The organism is Spongiactinospora sp. TRM90649 (assembly GCF_029382225.1).
GTDB lineage: Bacteria > Actinomycetota > Actinomycetes > Streptosporangiales > Streptosporangiaceae > Spongiactinospora.
The window spans coordinates 54,534-71,360 of sequence record NZ_JARLTC010000044.1; the positions used below are offsets into that span (position 1 = coordinate 54,534).

Consider the following 16,827-nt stretch of genomic DNA (forward strand, 5'->3'; position numbering starts at 1 on the left):
GTGCCCTACTTCGGCTATCTGGCCGCCACCAGGACCCTGTACGTGGACGACTACCCGAAGATCAACGACAGGGTTGAGGTTCACGCCACCGACCGCTTCATGACCGGGCTTCGGGGCCGCTCATCGCTGTGCACAGCCAGCTGACTAGCTGACGGGAGCCAGTTCCAGCGCGCCGGTGAGCTTGGCCATGAACCGGAACATCTGTGGATCGAACTCGCCCACCCACGCTTCAGTGTCGTCCAGACCGAACCAGCGGCACGCGGAGAACTCAGCCGGATCGGGGACGATCTCCTGGCCCTGGTCGGCGGAAAAGACGAACCAAAGCGTCACATCGGTGTGTGGGTGTGGCGGCCGAGTCTCGGTGACCGTCAGGAAGAACGGCTCCGACCCGAACTGCGGATGGAAGGGGGGAGCGATCTTCAACTCCTCATCCAACTCCCGTACCACCGTGACCCGCGGATCCTCATCAGGGTCCACATGCCCACCGGGCATGAGCCAGGCCTTCGCCTTCGCGTGATCGACGAGCATTAGGCTTCGCTCCGCCTCATCCAACAGCGCGGCATACACCGCTAGATGACGGTGCGGAGTCGCCGGCTTGGCCACGCGAAACAGCGGATGACCGGCATCGATCCAATCGCGCATCCACTGCTGATCGGATGCCTCTCGATCGTCATACGGGACAACGGCCTGCACCAGGTCTCGAACAACTCGCCGCGAGTCATGCTGAATGCCGGGCATCGGACACCTTCCGCTGATGAGAACTGGTGAAACTTCTGCCCATCCACGCTCACCAGTGCAGGCACCCTACCGACCACAGACCATTTGCGCCCGTCCATCAGCCGGACATGTCAAATGGCGTCTGTCAGCCGGCGATCCCTCTTAGTTAGCGACCCCCGCTCCGACCGGCCGAGCGCGTGTTCGTCCCGTTCGCCTGGCGGAGTGAGAGCGATATCGCCGCCCCCAACGCCCGACTCATCGCCCACGGCAGACTGGTCAGCTGGTTCACCAGCGGCAGCGAACACGGCCCGCGCTCGACCACGCGCTCTATCCTGGCCGACCCGCGAACCACCGCTACCCGCGACGCCCACCGGTGAGGACCATCCCAGGCGGCCCGGCGCGAACTCGCCGCAGTGCTCGGCGTCACTGACGTCGAGCTTGGTCCTCGGCTCGCCACCCGCGCCAAAACCAACACCAACCAGAGTGAGCCCCACCCGGCAGCTCGGTCTGTCCAGCACTCCCCCCGCCGGACCTGCGGCGTCAGCCAGTCGCGATGCGCTGAGCGCACTCGCGGTAGATCCGAGACAGTTCAGCCTTCAGCTCTGCCCAAGGAAACGTGGCCGCGCCCGGTAGGCCAGAGGAAGGCTGCGGCAGGCGTGCCCGGTCCAGCACTATCGAGATGCCCCAGGAAGTCAACCGCTCCACGCTGAGGGAGAAGGCGGGATGACGGGCCAGCGCCACGTTCGGCCACGGCACTGCCACCAGCGGCAACTCCAAACCGATCGCCTCATTCAGTAACCCAAGGGCCAGCGTGTCGGAAATCCCGCTCGCCCACTTGTTGATCGTGTTGAACGTCGCCGGAACCACCGCCATCGCATCGGCCGGTGGCAGCACATCTGGCTCCTCCGGCCGCTTGTAGTCCTGCCGGACCGGATGGCCTGTCAGCTTCGCCAGCCTGTCGGCATCGACGAACTTCTGACCCGACAGCGTGGTGACCACGCATACCATCCAGCCCTCGGCCTGCAACGAGCTCACCAGATCCGGCAATTCGCCCGCCGGACGGCCACCACACGCGATCACATACAAAACCGGCCTTCGCAGACCCTGTTTGGCGTCGATCATCATCGATCTCCTGCTCACCGGAAGATAGGGCGTAGCGTCCAGTCCAAACGACGCATCCGATGTAGCGCCTGCACTCTGCGCTCGGCTATCGGCCACTCCCTGAGGTTCTCCCCGAGTCCCTTTTCACCCCAAATAGCCGCATAGACTACGCCCATAGGGCGGCTGTCCGGAATCTCCGTGGCCTCTCACCAACAGCGTGAGCGCCCTGTCCATGAAGTACTGGCGTTGCTCGACCCGGAATCAAGCGATTCCCGCAAGGTCCTACAAGCACATGGCTGCCCTTCAGACCGCCGACTCTCTTTGAGATCTTCCCGCAAGGGCGGCACCGATTAAAATCGCCGTGAGCCCAGCGATCTGAGGAGCCGAGATCGGTTCCCCTAGCAGCACGCCTCCGAAGCCTACCGCGAATGCTGGCGACAGATAAAAGGCCAGCGCAGCACGAGACGGTCCGGCTTTGCTGATCAACGCGTAGAACAGCACCAGGGTGCCACCGGTGCAGACGACTCCCAAGATCAGCAAAGCGCCGATCACCGGAAGGCTTGGCGTATCAGTAGGCAATGCATAGAGTCCGGGGACGAGCAGCACAGCGGTTGTGACCAGCATGGAGGATGTCGCCACCCCGAGAGGTGCGGCGTGGGCGAGGCGGCGGTGAATCATGACCGCCCCGGCCGCATAACAGACCGCAGCACCCAAGACGAGCAAACCGCCGAATAGCTCCAGGCCACCACCGCGAAGATCGACTCCGAACAGCAGGAGTAGTCCTACCAGGCCGAGCAGGATACCGAGGATGCCCGGCCAGCCGTGAGGTCGCTCATCGACGGCGAACCGGATCGTCAGGATGGCAACGACCAGCGGTTGCGCACCAATGAGGATGCCGGCCGTTCCCGACGAGACGTACTGCTGCCCAACAGTGAGCAGTACCAACGGGATCGTCGACTGCACAAGAACGGTCTGCAGAACTACACGGGGATGCTGGAGGAGCGGCTGCAATGCTCCGTAGCGCAGGGCCAAAGGGGTCAGCATCGCCGCAGCAGTAGCCACACGGCCCAGAACCACCACGACAGGTGACAGCTCCCGCAAGGTGATCTCAATCAGCAGATACACCGCTCCCCACAAAACCGATAACAGCAAGAGTTCGCCCCAGGCGCGGCGGGTCATCGCGCGGCTGCCAGCATGTGGAGAGGGTTGATTCCTAGGTGAGTAGCGTTCGGCCGACCAGATCGGCGACGCACGGGGCACCATTCCATGGTCTCAGCACTACCAGCAAGTCATCAAGGCGGCGCAGGTTCCGCTGCGAGCCGGTCACCGAGGCCAGGTCAAGGGCTCGCCCAGCGACGTGGCATGCTTCTTCTATTTGACCAGCTTGGACGCGCGCATAGGCCAGGTCGATCAAGGTTCCACCCCGCTCTCGCACGTAGCCGTCTGGAAGCAGATCGAGGCTTTCCTTCAACGCACGAATCGCCGGGCCCGACTGCCCCAGCCGCATCAGGCAGCGCCCTTTAAGCCGGGCAACGTGAACAGGCCTATCGTAGAACGCCAGGTAGGGAGGTGTAGTAGCAGCCGTCACCTGATCGGATATCGTCTCGGCCTTGGCGAGCATCTTCACTCCAGCAAGACGCTCATCACTCAAAGCGTACGCCTCGGCTGTCGCCTCACTCAGCCAGGAGCGAATCGCCGGCGACGTGGAACGGCAGGTCATCTGGGTAGCCGTAGTCAGTAGCGTCAACGCCTCGTCGCCGTCACCAGCATGCAGGTGGATGTAGCTCATCACCCCCAGCACATAGGCGTGCATGTCACGGTCCTTGGCCTGCTCGGCCAGGTTTGCCGCAATAGTGCAATATCCTGAGGCGGCGGTGTAGTCCTGTCCGTCGATGGAGAGCCACGCGCTTAGCTGTGCGGCATCGGCGGTGGCGCGTAGCAGGTCACGATGGAGTGCGGTAGTCGAAGCCGCGCCCATCAAATTATGCAACCGGCGCAGGTGGCCGATCGCCTCCTTTTGGACGCTCTGGGCGCCGGATAGATAGTCCAGCCGCCGATAGTTTTCCGTCATAGCGGTCAGATGGTCCAACAGGCCGCGAGACAGCGACGTCCCCGAGCCCCTGGAAGACGATTCGTGCGAGGGCAAGGAGCTTGACTTTTGGCTCACCTTTGCAAGATGGTCCGAACCCATCTCGGTGCCATGTACGACGCGGTCCTGATGATACTGATCAAGATCACTGTAGTCATGCCAATCGCTGATCAGTGCGCTGGCGCTGCACTCATACAGTTCGGCGAGTTTGCCGAGGGTTTCCACCGTCAGCGTGCCCCTGGCGTTCTCCCAGCGGGAGAAGTGCTTGTTGGTCGTTGGGCTATCCGGCCATTTTCGGTTCCAGGCGGAAGCGGCATCATCCTGACTCCACCCGTGGGCGATGCGAAGAGCGGCCAGCATGTTCAACCGGTAGCCATGGTGAAGCTTCTCGGCTATCTCTGCCCAGGTCAGGGACTGTTTGCGAAGTTGGTGCGCGTATCGCTTGTGCGTCTTCGCACGTCCCGCTAAGTCGCTCACGATCACCATCCTGGCTGGATCCGCACTGTGCCGGTCAGACTTTACATCCTTTGCACCGTCCGCCTCACCGGTGATGGGCCAGGTCAGAGAACTTTTCCCTGCCACGAGGGATAACCGATCAGTGACTCCCACGAGGCGGGGTTGTTCCCAGTGCCACAGGACGCAACATTGGGCGCGGGCGCTTCGTTCGGTCATGTCAGACCTCACGTAGGGATACGAGGGACTGGTGTGCCGGATAGGCCCCGATGCAACCGTTTGGCGGGATTGGTGCGGGTTGAATTCAGCCCACGAAACCTGGCGGGAACCACTTGCAGGACAGAACACACAATCCGGTCATGCGATTGCACGGTTGGCGTATCCACCTGAAGCGGTCCTTGTACCGGCATGGCATCGAAACAGGAAAGGCGGTCCCGTCGAGCGTCTGGCAGCGTCTCAACGGGTCCTAGATCGCTGAGAGGCAGCGACCCATGAACGACGGTAAGCCCTTCAACACCGAACCGGCCAGCACCACCACCTCGCACCCTGATCACACCCGGGCCGCAGGCGTTAACGCCGCTCAGCCGAACGCCGCCCGGGTCTACGACTTCTTGCTCGACGGTAAGGACAACTACGCCGCCGACCGCATGGCCGCGGCGGAGTTGGAGAAGGCGAGCCCGAATGTCCGGCGAGCGGTGTGGGAGAACCGGGACTTCCTCGGCCGTGTGGTGCGCACGCTGTCCGAGGCCGGGGTCGAGCAGTTCCTGGACATCGGGTCCGGCTTGCCCACCCGGGACAACGTGCATGAGGCCGCCCAGCGGGTGAACCCGGATGCGCGGGTGGTGTATGTGGACAACGATCCGGTGGTGCTCTCGCATGGCCGAGCCTTACTGGCCGGTCCCGGTGTCGCCATGGTGGAAGGGGATCTGCGGGAGCCCGATGCGATCCTGGACAGCGCTGATGCACACGGACTTCTGCGCCCCGATCGGCCGACCGGGCTCATCTTGGTGGCCGTCGCCCATTTCGTGGAGCGCGACGACCTTCTGTCCGAGGTCCTCGGCCGCTTCGCCGAACGGCTGGGCCGGGGCAGCGTCGTGGCGATCAGCCACGCGTGCGATGAGGACATGTCCCCTGAGGCGTCGAAGGCCGCCCGCGAGATCTACGAAGCGTCGGCGACGCCGATCTTCCCGCGCACGCGGGAGCGGGTCGCCGCGCTGCTCGCCCCGCATGTGCCCGAACTCCATCCGCCGGGTCTGGTGGATGTCGCCGAGTGGCGGCCGACTCTCGGCCCCCTCCCGCGTAAGCACGTCGCGGGAGAAGGGTTCTTCCTCGGCGGGCTCGGGACATTCGAGTGGATCAGGAGGTGACCGATGGACTCGCTCATGTGGACCGGTTACCAGGCCGACGCCTGGCGGTTCGGTGCCCGATTGGCTCAGGAGTTGGACAAGCGGGGCATTCAGGCCGACCTGAACGGTGATCATCACCGGACGGCCGTATCCCTGTGCCACGGCCTGGTCGCCACGGTGGATGTCACTGCGGACAGCCCGCTCGTCTACTGGCCCAGCCCCAGGGCGCGCAGCAGTGGGCGACGGCTGTGCCGGATCCGCCATACCGTGGACGGCGCGGCCGGCGCGCTGGTAGCCGACTATCGGCTGCTCAACGGGCCAGACGAACCCATCCAGACGACGGGACCGGCCCATGCCACATCTTCGTGAGCATGGGGCAGAGCAGAAACTGGCGCGGGACCTGCAACGGCGGGCACAGGACCGCTGGGTGGTGCTGTGGTTGGCCTACCACCGTGTCTTCATCGCCTTCTTCTGCGGCGACTCGCCCACGGCGATCATCGTTGAAGCCGCTACTGCCGAAAGCCTGTGGCAGCTGATGCTCGTCCGTGATGCGAAGCTCTGGTCAGCTGTCATCCCCGCCCTCACGGCCCGAGGGAGCCGCAGCCATCCATCAGATGCGCTGGCTGCTGTGACCGACCAGTACCAGTCGCGTGGTTCCGGCCCCGAACGCTGCGCGCGGTCCGGGCCACGCTCCATCCCTCCCTTCTTCCCGTACTGACCTCATAGGATCATGCTCACTTTCGACGGACCTCCGTTATGGCCCCATCAGCACGAGGCGATCAATGCCGCCGTGGACACCCTGGCCACCGGTGGACGAGCCACCGTTGTCATGCCCTGCGGAACAGGCAAGACCAGGACTGGCGCAGCGACCGCGGCGCAACTCCTGTCCGGCCGTGCAACAGCCCGCGTGCTGATCGTCGCTCCCTTCCTTGAGCTGCTGGCCCAGACGATCGCCGAATGGCGCAGGCTTGGCGACCAACTGGCGTGGGATCGGATCATCGCGTGCTGTTCTGACCCCAACGTCACACGGAGCCAAGCGCTACACGGCAATCATGAGATCGTCACCTCCGACCCGGAGCGGCTGGCCGGCCTGGCCAGCGCACCGGGCAGGACGCTGGTCGCCGTGACGTATCACAGCCTCCACTTGATCGCCGAGGCGCACGCCCGGCATGCCGCGCCTTCATGGGACCTGATCTTGATCGATGAGGCGCATCGCAGCGTTGGCCGCGCCACCAAGCCGTGGGCCGTCATCCACGACAATGACCGCATTCCGGCCATGCGTCGTCAGTACATGACGGCCACCCCCAAGGTGTTGCTCACCAGCGGGGACGATGTGGTCAGCATGGATGACGAGAAGATCTTCGGATCTCGCGCCTACCATCTGTCGTTCGGAGAGGCCCGAAAGCGCGGGTTGCTGGCCGACTACCGGGTGATCGCGCCCATCATCACCAATGAGCAGGTCCGTGCCGCTGCTCAGATGCCGCGACCTGCGGAGTTCTACCAAAGTGGCCGATCAGCGTTGTCGCCGGCCATGCTGGCCACGCAGATCGCGGTCCTGCGTGCGGCCCACCAGTACGACATCCGCCGTCTGATCAGCTTCCACAATCGCGTGAGCAATGCCAGGTATTTCGCCGGCACGCTGCCCTACGCGCTCGACCTGCTGAATTCTGGTGAGCGCCCACCCGGTCTGTGGGCCGGTCACGTCCACGGCACTCAGTCCCTTGCCCAACGGCGTGCCGCACTGGACCGGCTGCGCCAGGACGATAGGGACCTGGTCGTCATCTCCAACGCCCGCGTACTCGGCGAGGGCATCGACGTGCCTGCCGTTGACGCGGTGGCGTTCGTCGACTCTCGCAGTTCCCCCACCGACACCATCCAGGCCATCGGCCGCGCGCTACGTCGAGGGAGCCGCGAAGGGCCGAAGACGGCCAGCATCATCATTCCGGTGCTTCTCGCACCAGGTGAGGACCCTGAGAGCGCGCTTGCGGCATCCGCATACGCGCCGCTGTGGCAGGTCGTGCGAGCGTTGGCGACCCATGATGAGGATCTGGCCGTCCGTCTGAACGAGCAGCGTCGCGGTCTCGGCGCCGATCAGGCCGCTTCCTGCCCGCCGGGCATCCCCGAATGGCTGCACGTCACCGGCGTCCCCGTCCCAGACGGATTCGCCGCGGCCATCACCGTGCAGACGATACGTTCCGCGACCAGTTCATGGGAGGAGTACTACGCCGCCGCCGAAGCGTACTACGCCAAGAATGGCGACCTGCTTGTCCCCGCCCTGTATAGAACAGCGAGCGGGCTTCAATTGGGGAGTTGGATTCACACCCTCCGTCTAGCGTACAAGTCTGGCGTTCTCAGCCCTGCCCGCATCAACCTCATGGATGCCATCGGAATGATCTGGAACGCGCTCTCGGATCGGCGAGAGAAATTCTTGGCCGAGCTTCGCGCCTATCGTGCCGAAAACGGAAACCTGCGCATCCCGAAGGCATATATGACCGCTGACGGATTCCCTCTCGGTCGCGCTACCAACACTTTGCGCACCCGCTACCAGAAAGGGAAGCTCGATGCGCAGTATATCGCCGAGTTGAAGAAGGCTGGATTCATTTTCGGTACCTGGGAGCAATTACTTGACGACTTGGACGCCTACTACGAGACTCATGGCAACCTAAATGTTCCACAAAGGTACCGCACTCCCGCAGATCTTCCCCTGGGAAGGACGGTTGTCCACTACCGCGTACTGTACCGGCAGGGCAAACTAAGCTCTGACGAGATCGAGGTCCTTGAGAAGAAGGGCTTCATGTGGAATGTCTATGAAGCTCGCTGGTGGGAGAATTTGAAGGCGTTGCAAGCTCTTCGGCCTGCGAATGGCTTACCTACCCGATTGAACAACAAATACGTCACGAAGGATGGAGTTGCGCTTGGCTCATGGTTTCACCGCCAGCTAGAAGACGCTCGCAAAGGCAGATTGACCGCAGAGCGTAGAACGGCATTGCGCGCAGCCGGAGTCGATGTCCCCAATCCGCGTCTCGCACAGAACCTGAAGGGCAGATGAAACCATGTACGGTTATCTGTGACCGGGAACACGGCGGAATCGACGACGGCGACGAACGCCGCCTGCGAGAGCGAATGAAATGCTCCGCGAGCAGGAATATTAGTGGCCTGCAGAAAGAGAGCCGGAATCGCTCGCCCTGGCCGCCGCGACCGCTTGGGCCCAGCCCCACCAGCCGCGCACCCCTGCCCGGCCCCCGCACGGGGTGCGCACCGCCACCATTCCTCTCACTAGGAAGACCTTTATGGATCACATCGCCGACCGGCGCCCGCTGACCTGCGCACACTGCGCCTGGCCCGTGTGCCGGGCCCGTACGACGGTGAACGGCGCGCCCGCCGGCCCCATGGCGGACTACGGCATTCCGATTCCCCGGCCGCCGGCGGAGGCCACCGACTACCCCCTGAGTTCTAGCCGACCGCCCCGTCGGTGAAATCGGGCTGGTCCGTTCGACACCCGTCGTATCAGCCCTACCAAGAAATCCCAGGGGACGCGCTCTCCCAGCCCGCACGGACCTAACACCCCAACCGCGTCGCAGACTCGGAGGACCGATGAAACTGACGGTGGGCACCTACAACCTCGACGAGGGCGGGCTCGACGGCGGGGATGAGAGCCGGTTGCTGAACCAGCTCGACCTGCTCGCCCCGCTGGGGCTCGACCTGCTCGGAATCCAGGAGGCCAAGCGCTGGGACGCCGGGCCCAAGGACGACAATGACCGGTTACTGAATCTGGCTGCGGCCCGGCTCGGCATGTCCTACCGCGCCCTGGTGCACTCCAACCATCACGGCTGCCACCTCGCCGTCTTCGTCCGGGAACGGTCCGGGCTGCGGGTGGTACGTGAGCATCACGACCAGGCCGTGCCATGGTGGCACGCCCTGGCCGCTGTCGAACTGGCCGTGGACGGGTGGCCCCGGCCGTTGTGGTTCCTGAACACGCATCTCGCGCCCGCCAGTCCGACAACGCGGAAGGCCGAGGCCGAAGCGTTCGATCTATTTCGAGGGCGGGACACCATCCTGGTCGGCGACTTCAACGCCGCCGCCGTGGACGAGAGCCCAGCAGACGGTCCGGGAGTTCATCCCGCGCAAGCCCGCCGCAAGAGTGATCGCGCAGCGGCGCAGGCGATCGAGGAGTCCGGGTTCCTGGATCTCGCCACGGTCTTCGGCGACCCCGCGCCCACGGTGGGCCATCGGCACGGCCCGTCCTACCGCGCGGATCGGATCTACAGCAACCTCCGGCGCGGCGCGTGGAAGAGCTACACCGTGGTCCAAGAGCGAGATAAGCCGCTGTCCGACCACCGGCCGGTGATAGGCGTGGCCGATCTGTCCACCACAGGGGAATGACGACATCACCTCCTGCCCGGGCCGGCAACTGCGGCTCCCGTACGGATCGATCACGCCAGGGCGACCTGTCCGCTGCACCAGCGCCGCACGTGCTCAATCGCAAGGGTCCTCGGCTGATACCGCCTGCGGCACACGCAAGGGCCACGACCGCCGACCGGCGCTGGAATCTCAAGCGTGACCCACCTATTCCAAGCGGTGTCCCGGTCACATCCCAGGGCCTCGCCAATCTCCGGAACAAGCGTCCTCTTTGCTGAGGTGGTAGAGCCATCATGGACACGATCAAAGCCATCGCCCTGGATTACGGCTCGACGATCTCCGCCGACGTGATCGATCACGTCCTCGGGCAGAAGCCCGTCGACTCTGAGGCGGCCATCGCGTTGCGAAGACTGCACAGATCAGGCAAGCGGCTCGTCCTCGCGTCGAACACGATGCCAGCCGAGACCCGCTGGCCCGCTCTGCAAGCGGCAGGTATCGCTGACCTGTTCACCGCTGCCCTGCTTTCCTACCCGCTCGGCGTCGCCAAGCCCGAGCCGCTCTTCTACCGCTTGGTCATCGCTGCCGCCGATTGCCCGGCGCAGGAAGTGCTGTTCGTCGGAGATCACCTGATGAAAGACGTTGTCGCTCCCATCCGTCACGGCATGCGCGCGGTACTCGTCCGCACAGGCGGTGTGCGATCTGGCGAGGAACTGCCTGAAGGGGCGTTGCTCATCGACCACGTCCGCGACCTGCCTCAGCTCCTGGGGACGAAGTGATCGTCATGGCCATGCGTCCACGGCCCCCCTTCCAGCACCCGTGGCGCGGTCCGGCGCCGTGGGCCGGACGTCAGGAGAGGCACTCACCTGCGGGATCGACGTATCCACTCCAGCCGTATGGCTATCGCGGTCCGGCCGAAACGCGCGGACCGTGGCTGAACTCAGAGATCACCGTTAACGGTTCACCCGGCGCGACGATGCCATCGTCGCGCTATCTTCCGGACGGCCAGCGCGGCGAACCTCCACGATACGAGGGGCGAGAGCAGGGTCATGGCGCGCCGAAGGCACCGCCCCGTTCAGGAAAGACGCCAGCGATGAGACGAACCATCACAGCCTCCTCCACCCTCACGTCGCTGGTGGCGGGCATGGTTAGACGTGGTGCACTGCCCGATCCCCGGTGGAGGGATGCGTTCACCACGGTGCCCCGCCACCTCTTCGTGCCGAGTTTCGCCTCGCACGTCGGGCGGGCCCGGCCTGTTTCGCCGTTCCTGCCTCCGCGTCTGGTTCTGGTCAGCGGGGAGGAACGCCGGCAGGTTCCGGCGTGGCTGGCCGGGGTGTACGCCGACCGTGCCCTGATCACTCACGTCGACGGGCAGCCGGTCGAAACCCGCTTCGCCGACAGCGGGGCGGGAATCGGCTGGCCATCCGCCTACGCCTTGGAGCCCAGCGTGCTGGCCCGGATGTTGCAGGTGCTGGACGTCAGCGAAAAGCACCGCGTCCTGGAGATCTGCACCAACACCGGCTACAGCACAGCGCTGCTCGCCCACAGGCTCGGTCGTGGTCGCCTCACGATGATCCACGACGACCCGTACACGGGAAGGCGCACCCGAGACCGGCTGCGCCGCCTAGGACTCGAGGTCTGCGTGGTGATCGGACGGCCGGAACATGATCAGATGGTCGGTCGCGTCAATCGGATCCTGGCCACCGGCCCCCGGCCCTACCTGCCTCCAGCATGGATCCGCCAGACCATCAAAGGCGGAATGATCCTCACCGGCCTCGCCGGCGGGATCGGCGGAGCCATGCTGGTAGCAACAGTCGATGGTGGCGGCTCCGTCAGTGGCTACTTCCTCAACGAGGTTCCGGGTCCCACCACGACTTGGCAACCCCGGCCGTCCACATCCCTGGCGCTCCGACACACCATGGACCGCCCCGGCGAAGTTGGAGGCTAGACCGCTTGGTTCTCGGTCGCCGGGCCGATGCCGGCGGTCGATCGGTGGAACATCTCCTCGTACTCAGCCGGAGGAACGTTTCCACAGTAAGAATGTAGCCGCTCGGAATTGTACCAGGCAACCCATTCCATTGTGGCCATCGTCACATCCATGACGCCTTTCCAGCCACCGTGGAAATCGATGAGCTCCTTCTTGTAGAGACTGTTCAAAGACTCGGCGGCCGCATTGTCATACGAGTCGCCCTTGCTACCGACAGAACGCGCAGCGCCGACCTGGTCGAGTCGTTCGGCATAGCGGATAGAAGTGTATTGCTTGGATTCAAGGGATCGTCGCAACACTGCTGGTCAGCAGCAAGTTTAGATGATCGCTGAAGGCCTCTGCCGGTGTTCTCCAGCCGAGGGTCTTTCGGGGTCTCGTGTTGAGCGTGTATGCGATGGCGGCCAGATCCTCGGCAGCCCACCGCGACAGGTCGGTGCCCTTGGGGAAGTACTGCCGAAGCAGGCCGTTGGTGTTCTCATTGGTGCCCCGCTGCCAGGGGCTATGAGGATCGGCGAAATAGACGAGCAAGCCGGTGTCGATGCGCAGCCGGGCATGCTGGGCCAGCTCCGTTCCACGATCCCACGTCAGTGAACGCAGGAGCTGCCCGGGCAGGCCGGTGAGCTCTTTGGTGATCGCGTCCCTCACCGCCTCTGCGCCGCGGCCGGCCAGCGCCGGGCCGTTCTTCACCCGCTCTTGGGTGCCGAAGCCCTCCATCCGCGGCAGATGCAACAGCAAGGTGAAGCGGGTCGTGCGCTCCACCAGGGTGCCGATCGCCGACCGGCCGGTGCCGATGATGAGATCACCTTCCCAATGGCCAGGGACCGCGCGGTCCTCGGCCTCGGCGGGCCGTTGGCTGATCAGCACCTCAGGGGTCACGTGGCCGCGGTCCTTGTGCCGGGCGCGGGCGCGTGGCACCCGCAGGGCACGCCCGGTGCGCAGGCAGGCGACCAGCTCCCGCTTGAGCGCTCCTCTCCCCTGAATGAACAGCGCCTGGTAGATCGCCTCATGAGAGATCCGCATCGTGTCGTCCTCCGGAAAGTCGACCTTCAGCCGATGGGCGATCTGTTCGGGGCTCCACGAGGTGGTCCAGCCGCGATCTTGGCGCCGGGGTTTGTTGCGTCCTTTCCAGGGCGCCGTCCGCGGTCCCGCCACCGGCGTGCCGTCGGGGTGGCGGACCTGCCCGGCCAGCCGCTCCTGCACGTACTCGCGCAACGGCCGGTGGGCCGCCAGTTTGGCGGTCTTCGGCCGCCGGGCCCGGCGCTCGGCGTGCCATTGCGCGACCGTCGCCCGGTATTCCACGTCGTAGGTCCGCGTGGAGGCGTTGCGCCGGATCTCACGGGAGATCGTCGATGGCGACCGTCCCAGGCGCCGGGCGATCTCACGCACGCCGATCTTCCGGGCACGGCACAACGCGATCTCCTCCCGCTCGGCGAACGACAGGTAGCGGCCCGACACGGTCGGGGCAAGGCATGGTCCCACCCCGCCAGCCTGGCGAAACCAGCGCGTCCCGACCGCCGGCGACACGCCGATCTCCGCCGCGGCCTCCTCCGAGGTCACTCCACGAGCGATCGCCCGCCAGAACCGGACGCGATCATCACGCCAGGCGACGCTCGGCCGTCCCGGTGAGGGGACCTGACCGCGATACAACCGGGCGGCCTGCTGCTTCTTGCCCACGCCCATGCACCAACACCTCCAACGATGAAGTGTTGCGAGCACCGGTTGAATCCGCCTTGAACTCCTCTGTCGGAATGGTGGATCAGGCCGTCGACGCCGCCACCGCTCGACCAGATCGCCATCTCCAGGGCGTCGAGTGCAAGGTCGGCGCTCAGGTGGTCGGCAACCTGCCAGCCGACGATCCGGCGGGAGTACAGGTCCTGGACGAACGCCGCGTACACCCAGCCCGCCGCGGTCGCGACATGGGTGATGTCCGCGACCCACGCGATGTTCGGCGCGTCCACGGCGAAGTCGCGTTCCAGCAGGTCACTCGGCCGATCTTGGCCTGGGACGGTGGTGCGTGGCCGCTTGCGGCCCGCGGTCACTCCCGCGATACCCAGCTCCCGCATCAGCCGCTCGACCGTGCATCGCGCCACCACGATGCCCTCACGATGAAGCTGTCGCCACACTTTCCGAGCCCCGTACAGGCCACGGCCCGGCTTCTTCCATATCCTGAGAATCTCCCCTTTCAGCCATTCATCACGCACCGCGCGAGCCGACGGTTCCGACTCGCGTTTCTTGGCCGCCCAGTACGTGGACGGCGCGAAATCCAGCACGACACAGATCGGCTCCACGCCGAACCGGTCGCGATGAGCGTCAACGAACTCGACTAGCGCGGCAGTTTCGGATCGAGTTCCCGGGCGAAAAACGCCGACGCGGCCTTCAGGATCTCGTTCGCCCGCCGCAACTCACGATTCTCCCGCTCCAACTCGGCGATCCGCTGCGCGTCACTCGACGTCCGGCCCTGACGCTTCCCGCCATCGACCTCGGCCTGCCGTACCCAGGTCCGCAACGCCTCCCGATGCACCCCGAGCTGGTCCGCGACCCGGGCCAGCAGACCTGTGCCCTCACCCGCATCACGAAGATCAAAAACCATTCGAACTGCGCGTTCACGCAGTTCAGGCGCATACTTCCTCGGAGGTGCCATAACCCCTCACCCTTCCAGGTATCGGAGCCTCCAGCCAACCCGGGGCGATCCACCACCCGGGCCACAAGCCTGGCACCGGACACCCTGCTGGATCCGTCGTTCGCCTTCGCCGTGCAGCTGCACATGCCCGGCGTGGGCCTGTATGCCCGCTGCGACGGTGCAAGACAGCCGGTGCTGGGGCTGTCGGCCCCCGACGGTGCCTGGGCGGAGGTATCGCACGCGGACCACGGTGCCGATGACCGCCCAGTTCGCCAAGCCGGACCCCGGCTGCTCTGGAACGAAGTCGAACATGTCCATGTATGGTGGCGAAAGCAGGGCTACCCTGGCTTGGACCGCTACACCTTTCGGGCCACGCCCCGGAGGCAAGCGGTCCATCTCAGAGATGGACCGGAGAAATGGCAGGTCCCCCTGGCCTGATCTGACCTCCCATCCGTCGACCTCCACGGCCTCGGTGCCCGCGCCCAGTCTGATGTGGACGATCGGCCCCGCCCGTGTCACCTACGAGCGGCGCAGGTATAGGCCGTCACGCTGGCCCACTGCGGTAGTCGCTGCCAGGGCAAGGCAACGCACGTCCGCTGACGAGGCGTCATGAGGCCATCTTCGCGCACCTCGGCCTCCTGCGTATGCGGGAAATCAGGCGGAATTTCAGGCCCACTGGACCGCAGCGGGGTCTGTCCAGTAATCGGTGTATCTCGCTCTTAACGGGATCTATCAGGCGGTCGGGGTCAGACGGCCTTCGAAGGTGATGGCGAAGGCATTCAACGCCGCCTTCCAACGGGTGACCCAGCGTTTGCGGCCCTTCCCGGTCGGGTCCAAGCTCATGATCGCCATGTAGACGCACTTGAGCGCGGCCTGCTCGTTCGGGAAGTGGCCACGGACCTTGACCGCCCGCCGGATCCGCGCGTTCACCGACTCGATCGCGTTGGTCGAGCAGATCACCCGCCGGATCTCGGCGTCGAAGTGCAGGAAGGGCACGAACTCGGCCCAGGCGTCCTCCCACAGCTTCACGATCGCCGGGTACCGGCCGCCCCAGACCTCGGCGAACTCATAGAACCGCTCGAGGGCGGCGGCCTCGGTCGGCGCGGTGTAGACCGGCTTGAGGGCCTTGGCCACAGCGTCCCAGTGCCGGCGGGCCGCGTACCGGAACGAGGCCCGCAACAAGTGCACCACACAGGTCTGCACCACCGCCTGCGGCCAGACGCCCTCGATGGCCTGCGGCAGCCCCTTGAGCCCGTCGCAGACCACCATCAGCGCATCGGTCACGCCGCGATTCTTGATCTCGGTCAGCACATGCAGCCAGAACTTCGCGCCCTCACCGCCGTCGCCGGCCCACAACCCGAGGATGTCCCGCTCGCCGTCCACCGTGACCGCGAGCGCCACGTAGACCGGCCGGTTGGCCACCTGACCGCCGCGGAGCTTGACATGGATCGCATCGATGAAGATCACCGGATAGACCCGATCCAGCGGCCGGTTCTGCCACTCGGCCATCCCCTCCAGCACCTTGTCGGTGATCGTGGAGATCGTCTGCCGGGACACCTCGGCCCCATAGACCTCGGCCAGATGCGCGGAGATCTCGCCGGTGGTCAGCCCTTTGGCGGCCAGCGAGATGACCATCTCATCCACCCCGGACAGGCGCCGCTGCCGCTTGCGCACGATCTTCGGCTCGAAGCTGCCGTCCCGGTCCCGCGGGACGGTGATCTCGACCGGGCCGACGTCGGTGATGACAGTCTTGGACCGGCTGCCGTTGCGGGTGTTGCCGCTGTCGTTGCCGGAGCGCTCGTGCTTGTCGTAGCCGAGATGGTCGGCGATCTCGCCCTCAAGGGCGGACTCCAGCACCAGCTTGGTCAGCCGGCCCGGCAGCCCGTTCTCACCGACCAGCTCGACCCCCTCGGCTCGCGCCTGGTCCACCAGCCTGGCCACCAGTTCCCGATCCGTCGGGTCCTCGGGCTTCTTACGCGCCACCGCGGCGTCCTCCAGATCGAGCTGTGTCGATGCCTGGATCACAGTACTCATCAGGTGCGTTCTCCATGATCAGGAGTTACACCGAAGACCGTACAGTCCCCCGCAGCGGAAGGGGCCGGAACAGAGTGCGGGCAACGAGCGAGAGGGCGCAGCTGGTGAGGTTGAGTCCGCAGGT

Annotated in this window: 17 protein-coding genes; 8 read left to right on the top strand and 9 right to left on the bottom strand. The window is 65.2% G+C overall.

The features are described from left to right. Window positions 1-144: a hypothetical protein gene (locus tag P3X83_RS37930; protein ID WP_277310218.1), complete on the top strand. Its 144-nt coding sequence runs from the start codon at window positions 1-3 to the stop codon at window positions 142-144. Here P3X83_RS37930 and P3X83_RS37935 read toward each other — a convergent pair whose 3' ends face one another. The 4 genes from P3X83_RS37935 to P3X83_RS37950 form a co-directional block, all read right to left on the bottom strand. Beyond that, the gene (locus P3X83_RS37935) at window positions 145-738 is read right to left on the bottom strand and encodes an NUDIX hydrolase (protein WP_277310219.1); all 594 of its coding nucleotides are present in this window, start codon (window positions 736-738) and stop codon (window positions 145-147) included. 519 nt (window positions 739-1,257) lie between these two features. Continuing rightward, window positions 1,258-1,842, bottom strand: a complete 585-nt coding sequence (locus P3X83_RS37940) for a flavoprotein (protein ID WP_277310220.1) — start codon at window positions 1,840-1,842, stop codon at window positions 1,258-1,260. Between the two features lie 279 nt (window positions 1,843-2,121). Next, window positions 2,122-2,997 (bottom strand): DMT family transporter, encoded by an 876-nt coding sequence (locus tag P3X83_RS37945; RefSeq protein WP_277310221.1) that lies wholly within the window; start codon window positions 2,995-2,997, stop codon window positions 2,122-2,124. Window positions 2,998-3,031: 34 nt separating this feature from the next. Next, complete coding sequence (locus P3X83_RS37950) at window positions 3,032-4,384, bottom strand: hypothetical protein (RefSeq protein WP_277310222.1); 1,353 nt, start codon at window positions 4,382-4,384, stop codon at window positions 3,032-3,034. Window positions 4,385-4,851: 467 nt separating this feature from the next. Here P3X83_RS37950 and P3X83_RS37955 point away from each other — a divergent pair, with 467 nt between their 5' ends. The 7 genes from P3X83_RS37955 to P3X83_RS37985 all read left to right on the top strand — a co-directional run bounded on the left by P3X83_RS37955 (window position 4,852) and on the right by P3X83_RS37985 (window position 12,010). Then, window positions 4,852-5,727, top strand: coding sequence for an SAM-dependent methyltransferase (locus tag P3X83_RS37955; RefSeq protein WP_277310223.1), 876 nt, complete (start codon window positions 4,852-4,854; stop codon window positions 5,725-5,727). A gap of 3 nt (window positions 5,728-5,730) precedes the next feature. Further along, window positions 5,731-6,075, top strand: coding sequence for a hypothetical protein (locus P3X83_RS37960; RefSeq protein WP_277310224.1), 345 nt, complete (start codon window positions 5,731-5,733; stop codon window positions 6,073-6,075). Continuing rightward, window positions 6,059-6,424, top strand: coding sequence for a hypothetical protein (locus P3X83_RS37965; protein WP_277310225.1), 366 nt, complete (start codon window positions 6,059-6,061; stop codon window positions 6,422-6,424). The genes P3X83_RS37960 and P3X83_RS37965 overlap by 17 nt, the downstream gene beginning before the upstream one ends. 12 nt (window positions 6,425-6,436) lie before the next feature. Then, window positions 6,437-8,755 carry a DEAD/DEAH box helicase gene (locus tag P3X83_RS37970; protein ID WP_277310226.1) on the top strand — a complete coding sequence of 773 codons (2,319 nt, stop codon included), beginning with the start codon at window positions 6,437-6,439 and terminating at the stop codon, window positions 8,753-8,755. A gap of 545 nt (window positions 8,756-9,300) precedes the next feature. Beyond that, window positions 9,301-10,089 (top strand): endonuclease/exonuclease/phosphatase family protein, encoded by a 789-nt coding sequence (locus P3X83_RS37975; RefSeq protein ID WP_277310227.1) that lies wholly within the window; start codon window positions 9,301-9,303, stop codon window positions 10,087-10,089. 269 nt (window positions 10,090-10,358) lie between these two features. Continuing rightward, the gene (locus tag P3X83_RS37980) at window positions 10,359-10,841 is read left to right on the top strand and encodes an HAD family hydrolase (protein ID WP_277310228.1); all 483 of its coding nucleotides are present in this window, start codon (window positions 10,359-10,361) and stop codon (window positions 10,839-10,841) included. Between the two features lie 365 nt (window positions 10,842-11,206). Beyond that, window positions 11,207-12,010, top strand: coding sequence for a hypothetical protein (locus tag P3X83_RS37985; protein ID WP_277310257.1), 804 nt, complete (start codon window positions 11,207-11,209; stop codon window positions 12,008-12,010). Here the strand turns inward: P3X83_RS37985 and P3X83_RS37990 are convergent. The 5 genes from P3X83_RS37990 to P3X83_RS38010 all read right to left on the bottom strand — a co-directional run bounded on the left by P3X83_RS37990 (window position 12,007) and on the right by P3X83_RS38010 (window position 16,703). Then, window positions 12,007-12,348 (bottom strand): integrase core domain-containing protein, encoded by a 342-nt coding sequence (locus P3X83_RS37990; protein ID WP_277310229.1) that lies wholly within the window; start codon window positions 12,346-12,348, stop codon window positions 12,007-12,009. The genes P3X83_RS37985 and P3X83_RS37990 overlap by 4 nt on opposite strands. Next, window positions 12,329-13,606, bottom strand: a complete 1,278-nt coding sequence (locus P3X83_RS37995) for an IS30 family transposase (RefSeq protein ID WP_277310258.1) — start codon at window positions 13,604-13,606, stop codon at window positions 12,329-12,331. Before P3X83_RS37995 ends, P3X83_RS37990 begins: the two co-directional genes overlap by 20 nt. Next, window positions 13,603-14,337 carry an IS3 family transposase gene (locus P3X83_RS38000; protein WP_277310230.1) on the bottom strand — a complete coding sequence of 245 codons (735 nt, stop codon included), beginning with the start codon at window positions 14,335-14,337 and terminating at the stop codon, window positions 13,603-13,605. Before P3X83_RS38000 ends, P3X83_RS37995 begins: the two co-directional genes overlap by 4 nt. Window positions 14,338-14,372: 35 nt before the next feature. After that, complete coding sequence (locus tag P3X83_RS38005; RefSeq protein WP_277310231.1) at window positions 14,373-14,690, bottom strand: transposase; 318 nt, start codon at window positions 14,688-14,690, stop codon at window positions 14,373-14,375. A 711-nt stretch (window positions 14,691-15,401) separates the two neighbouring features. Beyond that, the gene (locus tag P3X83_RS38010) at window positions 15,402-16,703 is read right to left on the bottom strand and encodes an IS256 family transposase (RefSeq protein WP_277310232.1); all 1,302 of its coding nucleotides are present in this window, start codon (window positions 16,701-16,703) and stop codon (window positions 15,402-15,404) included. Between the last annotated feature and the right edge of the window lie 124 nt (window positions 16,704-16,827).

Excerpts from the sequence above, each read along its gene's own strand:
- P3X83_RS37935 (WP_277310219.1), bottom strand. The coding sequence starts at position 738 with ATGCCCGGCATTCAGCATGACTCGCGGCGAGTTGTTCGAGACCTGGTG.
- P3X83_RS37940 (WP_277310220.1), bottom strand. The coding sequence starts at position 1,842 with ATGATGATCGACGCCAAACAGGGTCTGCGAAGGCCGGTTTTGTATGTG.
- P3X83_RS37945 (WP_277310221.1), bottom strand. The coding sequence starts at position 2,997 with ATGACCCGCCGCGCCTGGGGCGAACTCTTGCTGTTATCGGTTTTGTGG.
- P3X83_RS37955 (WP_277310223.1), top strand. The coding sequence starts at position 4,852 with ATGAACGACGGTAAGCCCTTCAACACCGAACCGGCCAGCACCACCACC.
- P3X83_RS37960 (WP_277310224.1), top strand. The coding sequence starts at position 5,731 with ATGGACTCGCTCATGTGGACCGGTTACCAGGCCGACGCCTGGCGGTTC.
- P3X83_RS37965 (WP_277310225.1), top strand. The coding sequence starts at position 6,059 with ATGCCACATCTTCGTGAGCATGGGGCAGAGCAGAAACTGGCGCGGGAC.
- P3X83_RS37970 (WP_277310226.1), top strand. The coding sequence starts at position 6,437 with ATGCTCACTTTCGACGGACCTCCGTTATGGCCCCATCAGCACGAGGCG.
- P3X83_RS37975 (WP_277310227.1), top strand. The coding sequence starts at position 9,301 with ATGAAACTGACGGTGGGCACCTACAACCTCGACGAGGGCGGGCTCGAC.
- P3X83_RS37980 (WP_277310228.1), top strand. The coding sequence starts at position 10,359 with ATGGACACGATCAAAGCCATCGCCCTGGATTACGGCTCGACGATCTCC.
- P3X83_RS37985 (WP_277310257.1), top strand. The coding sequence starts at position 11,207 with ATGGTTAGACGTGGTGCACTGCCCGATCCCCGGTGGAGGGATGCGTTC.
- P3X83_RS38005 (WP_277310231.1), bottom strand. The coding sequence starts at position 14,690 with ATGGCACCTCCGAGGAAGTATGCGCCTGAACTGCGTGAACGCGCAGTT.
- P3X83_RS38010 (WP_277310232.1), bottom strand. The coding sequence starts at position 16,703 with ATGAGTACTGTGATCCAGGCATCGACACAGCTCGATCTGGAGGACGCC.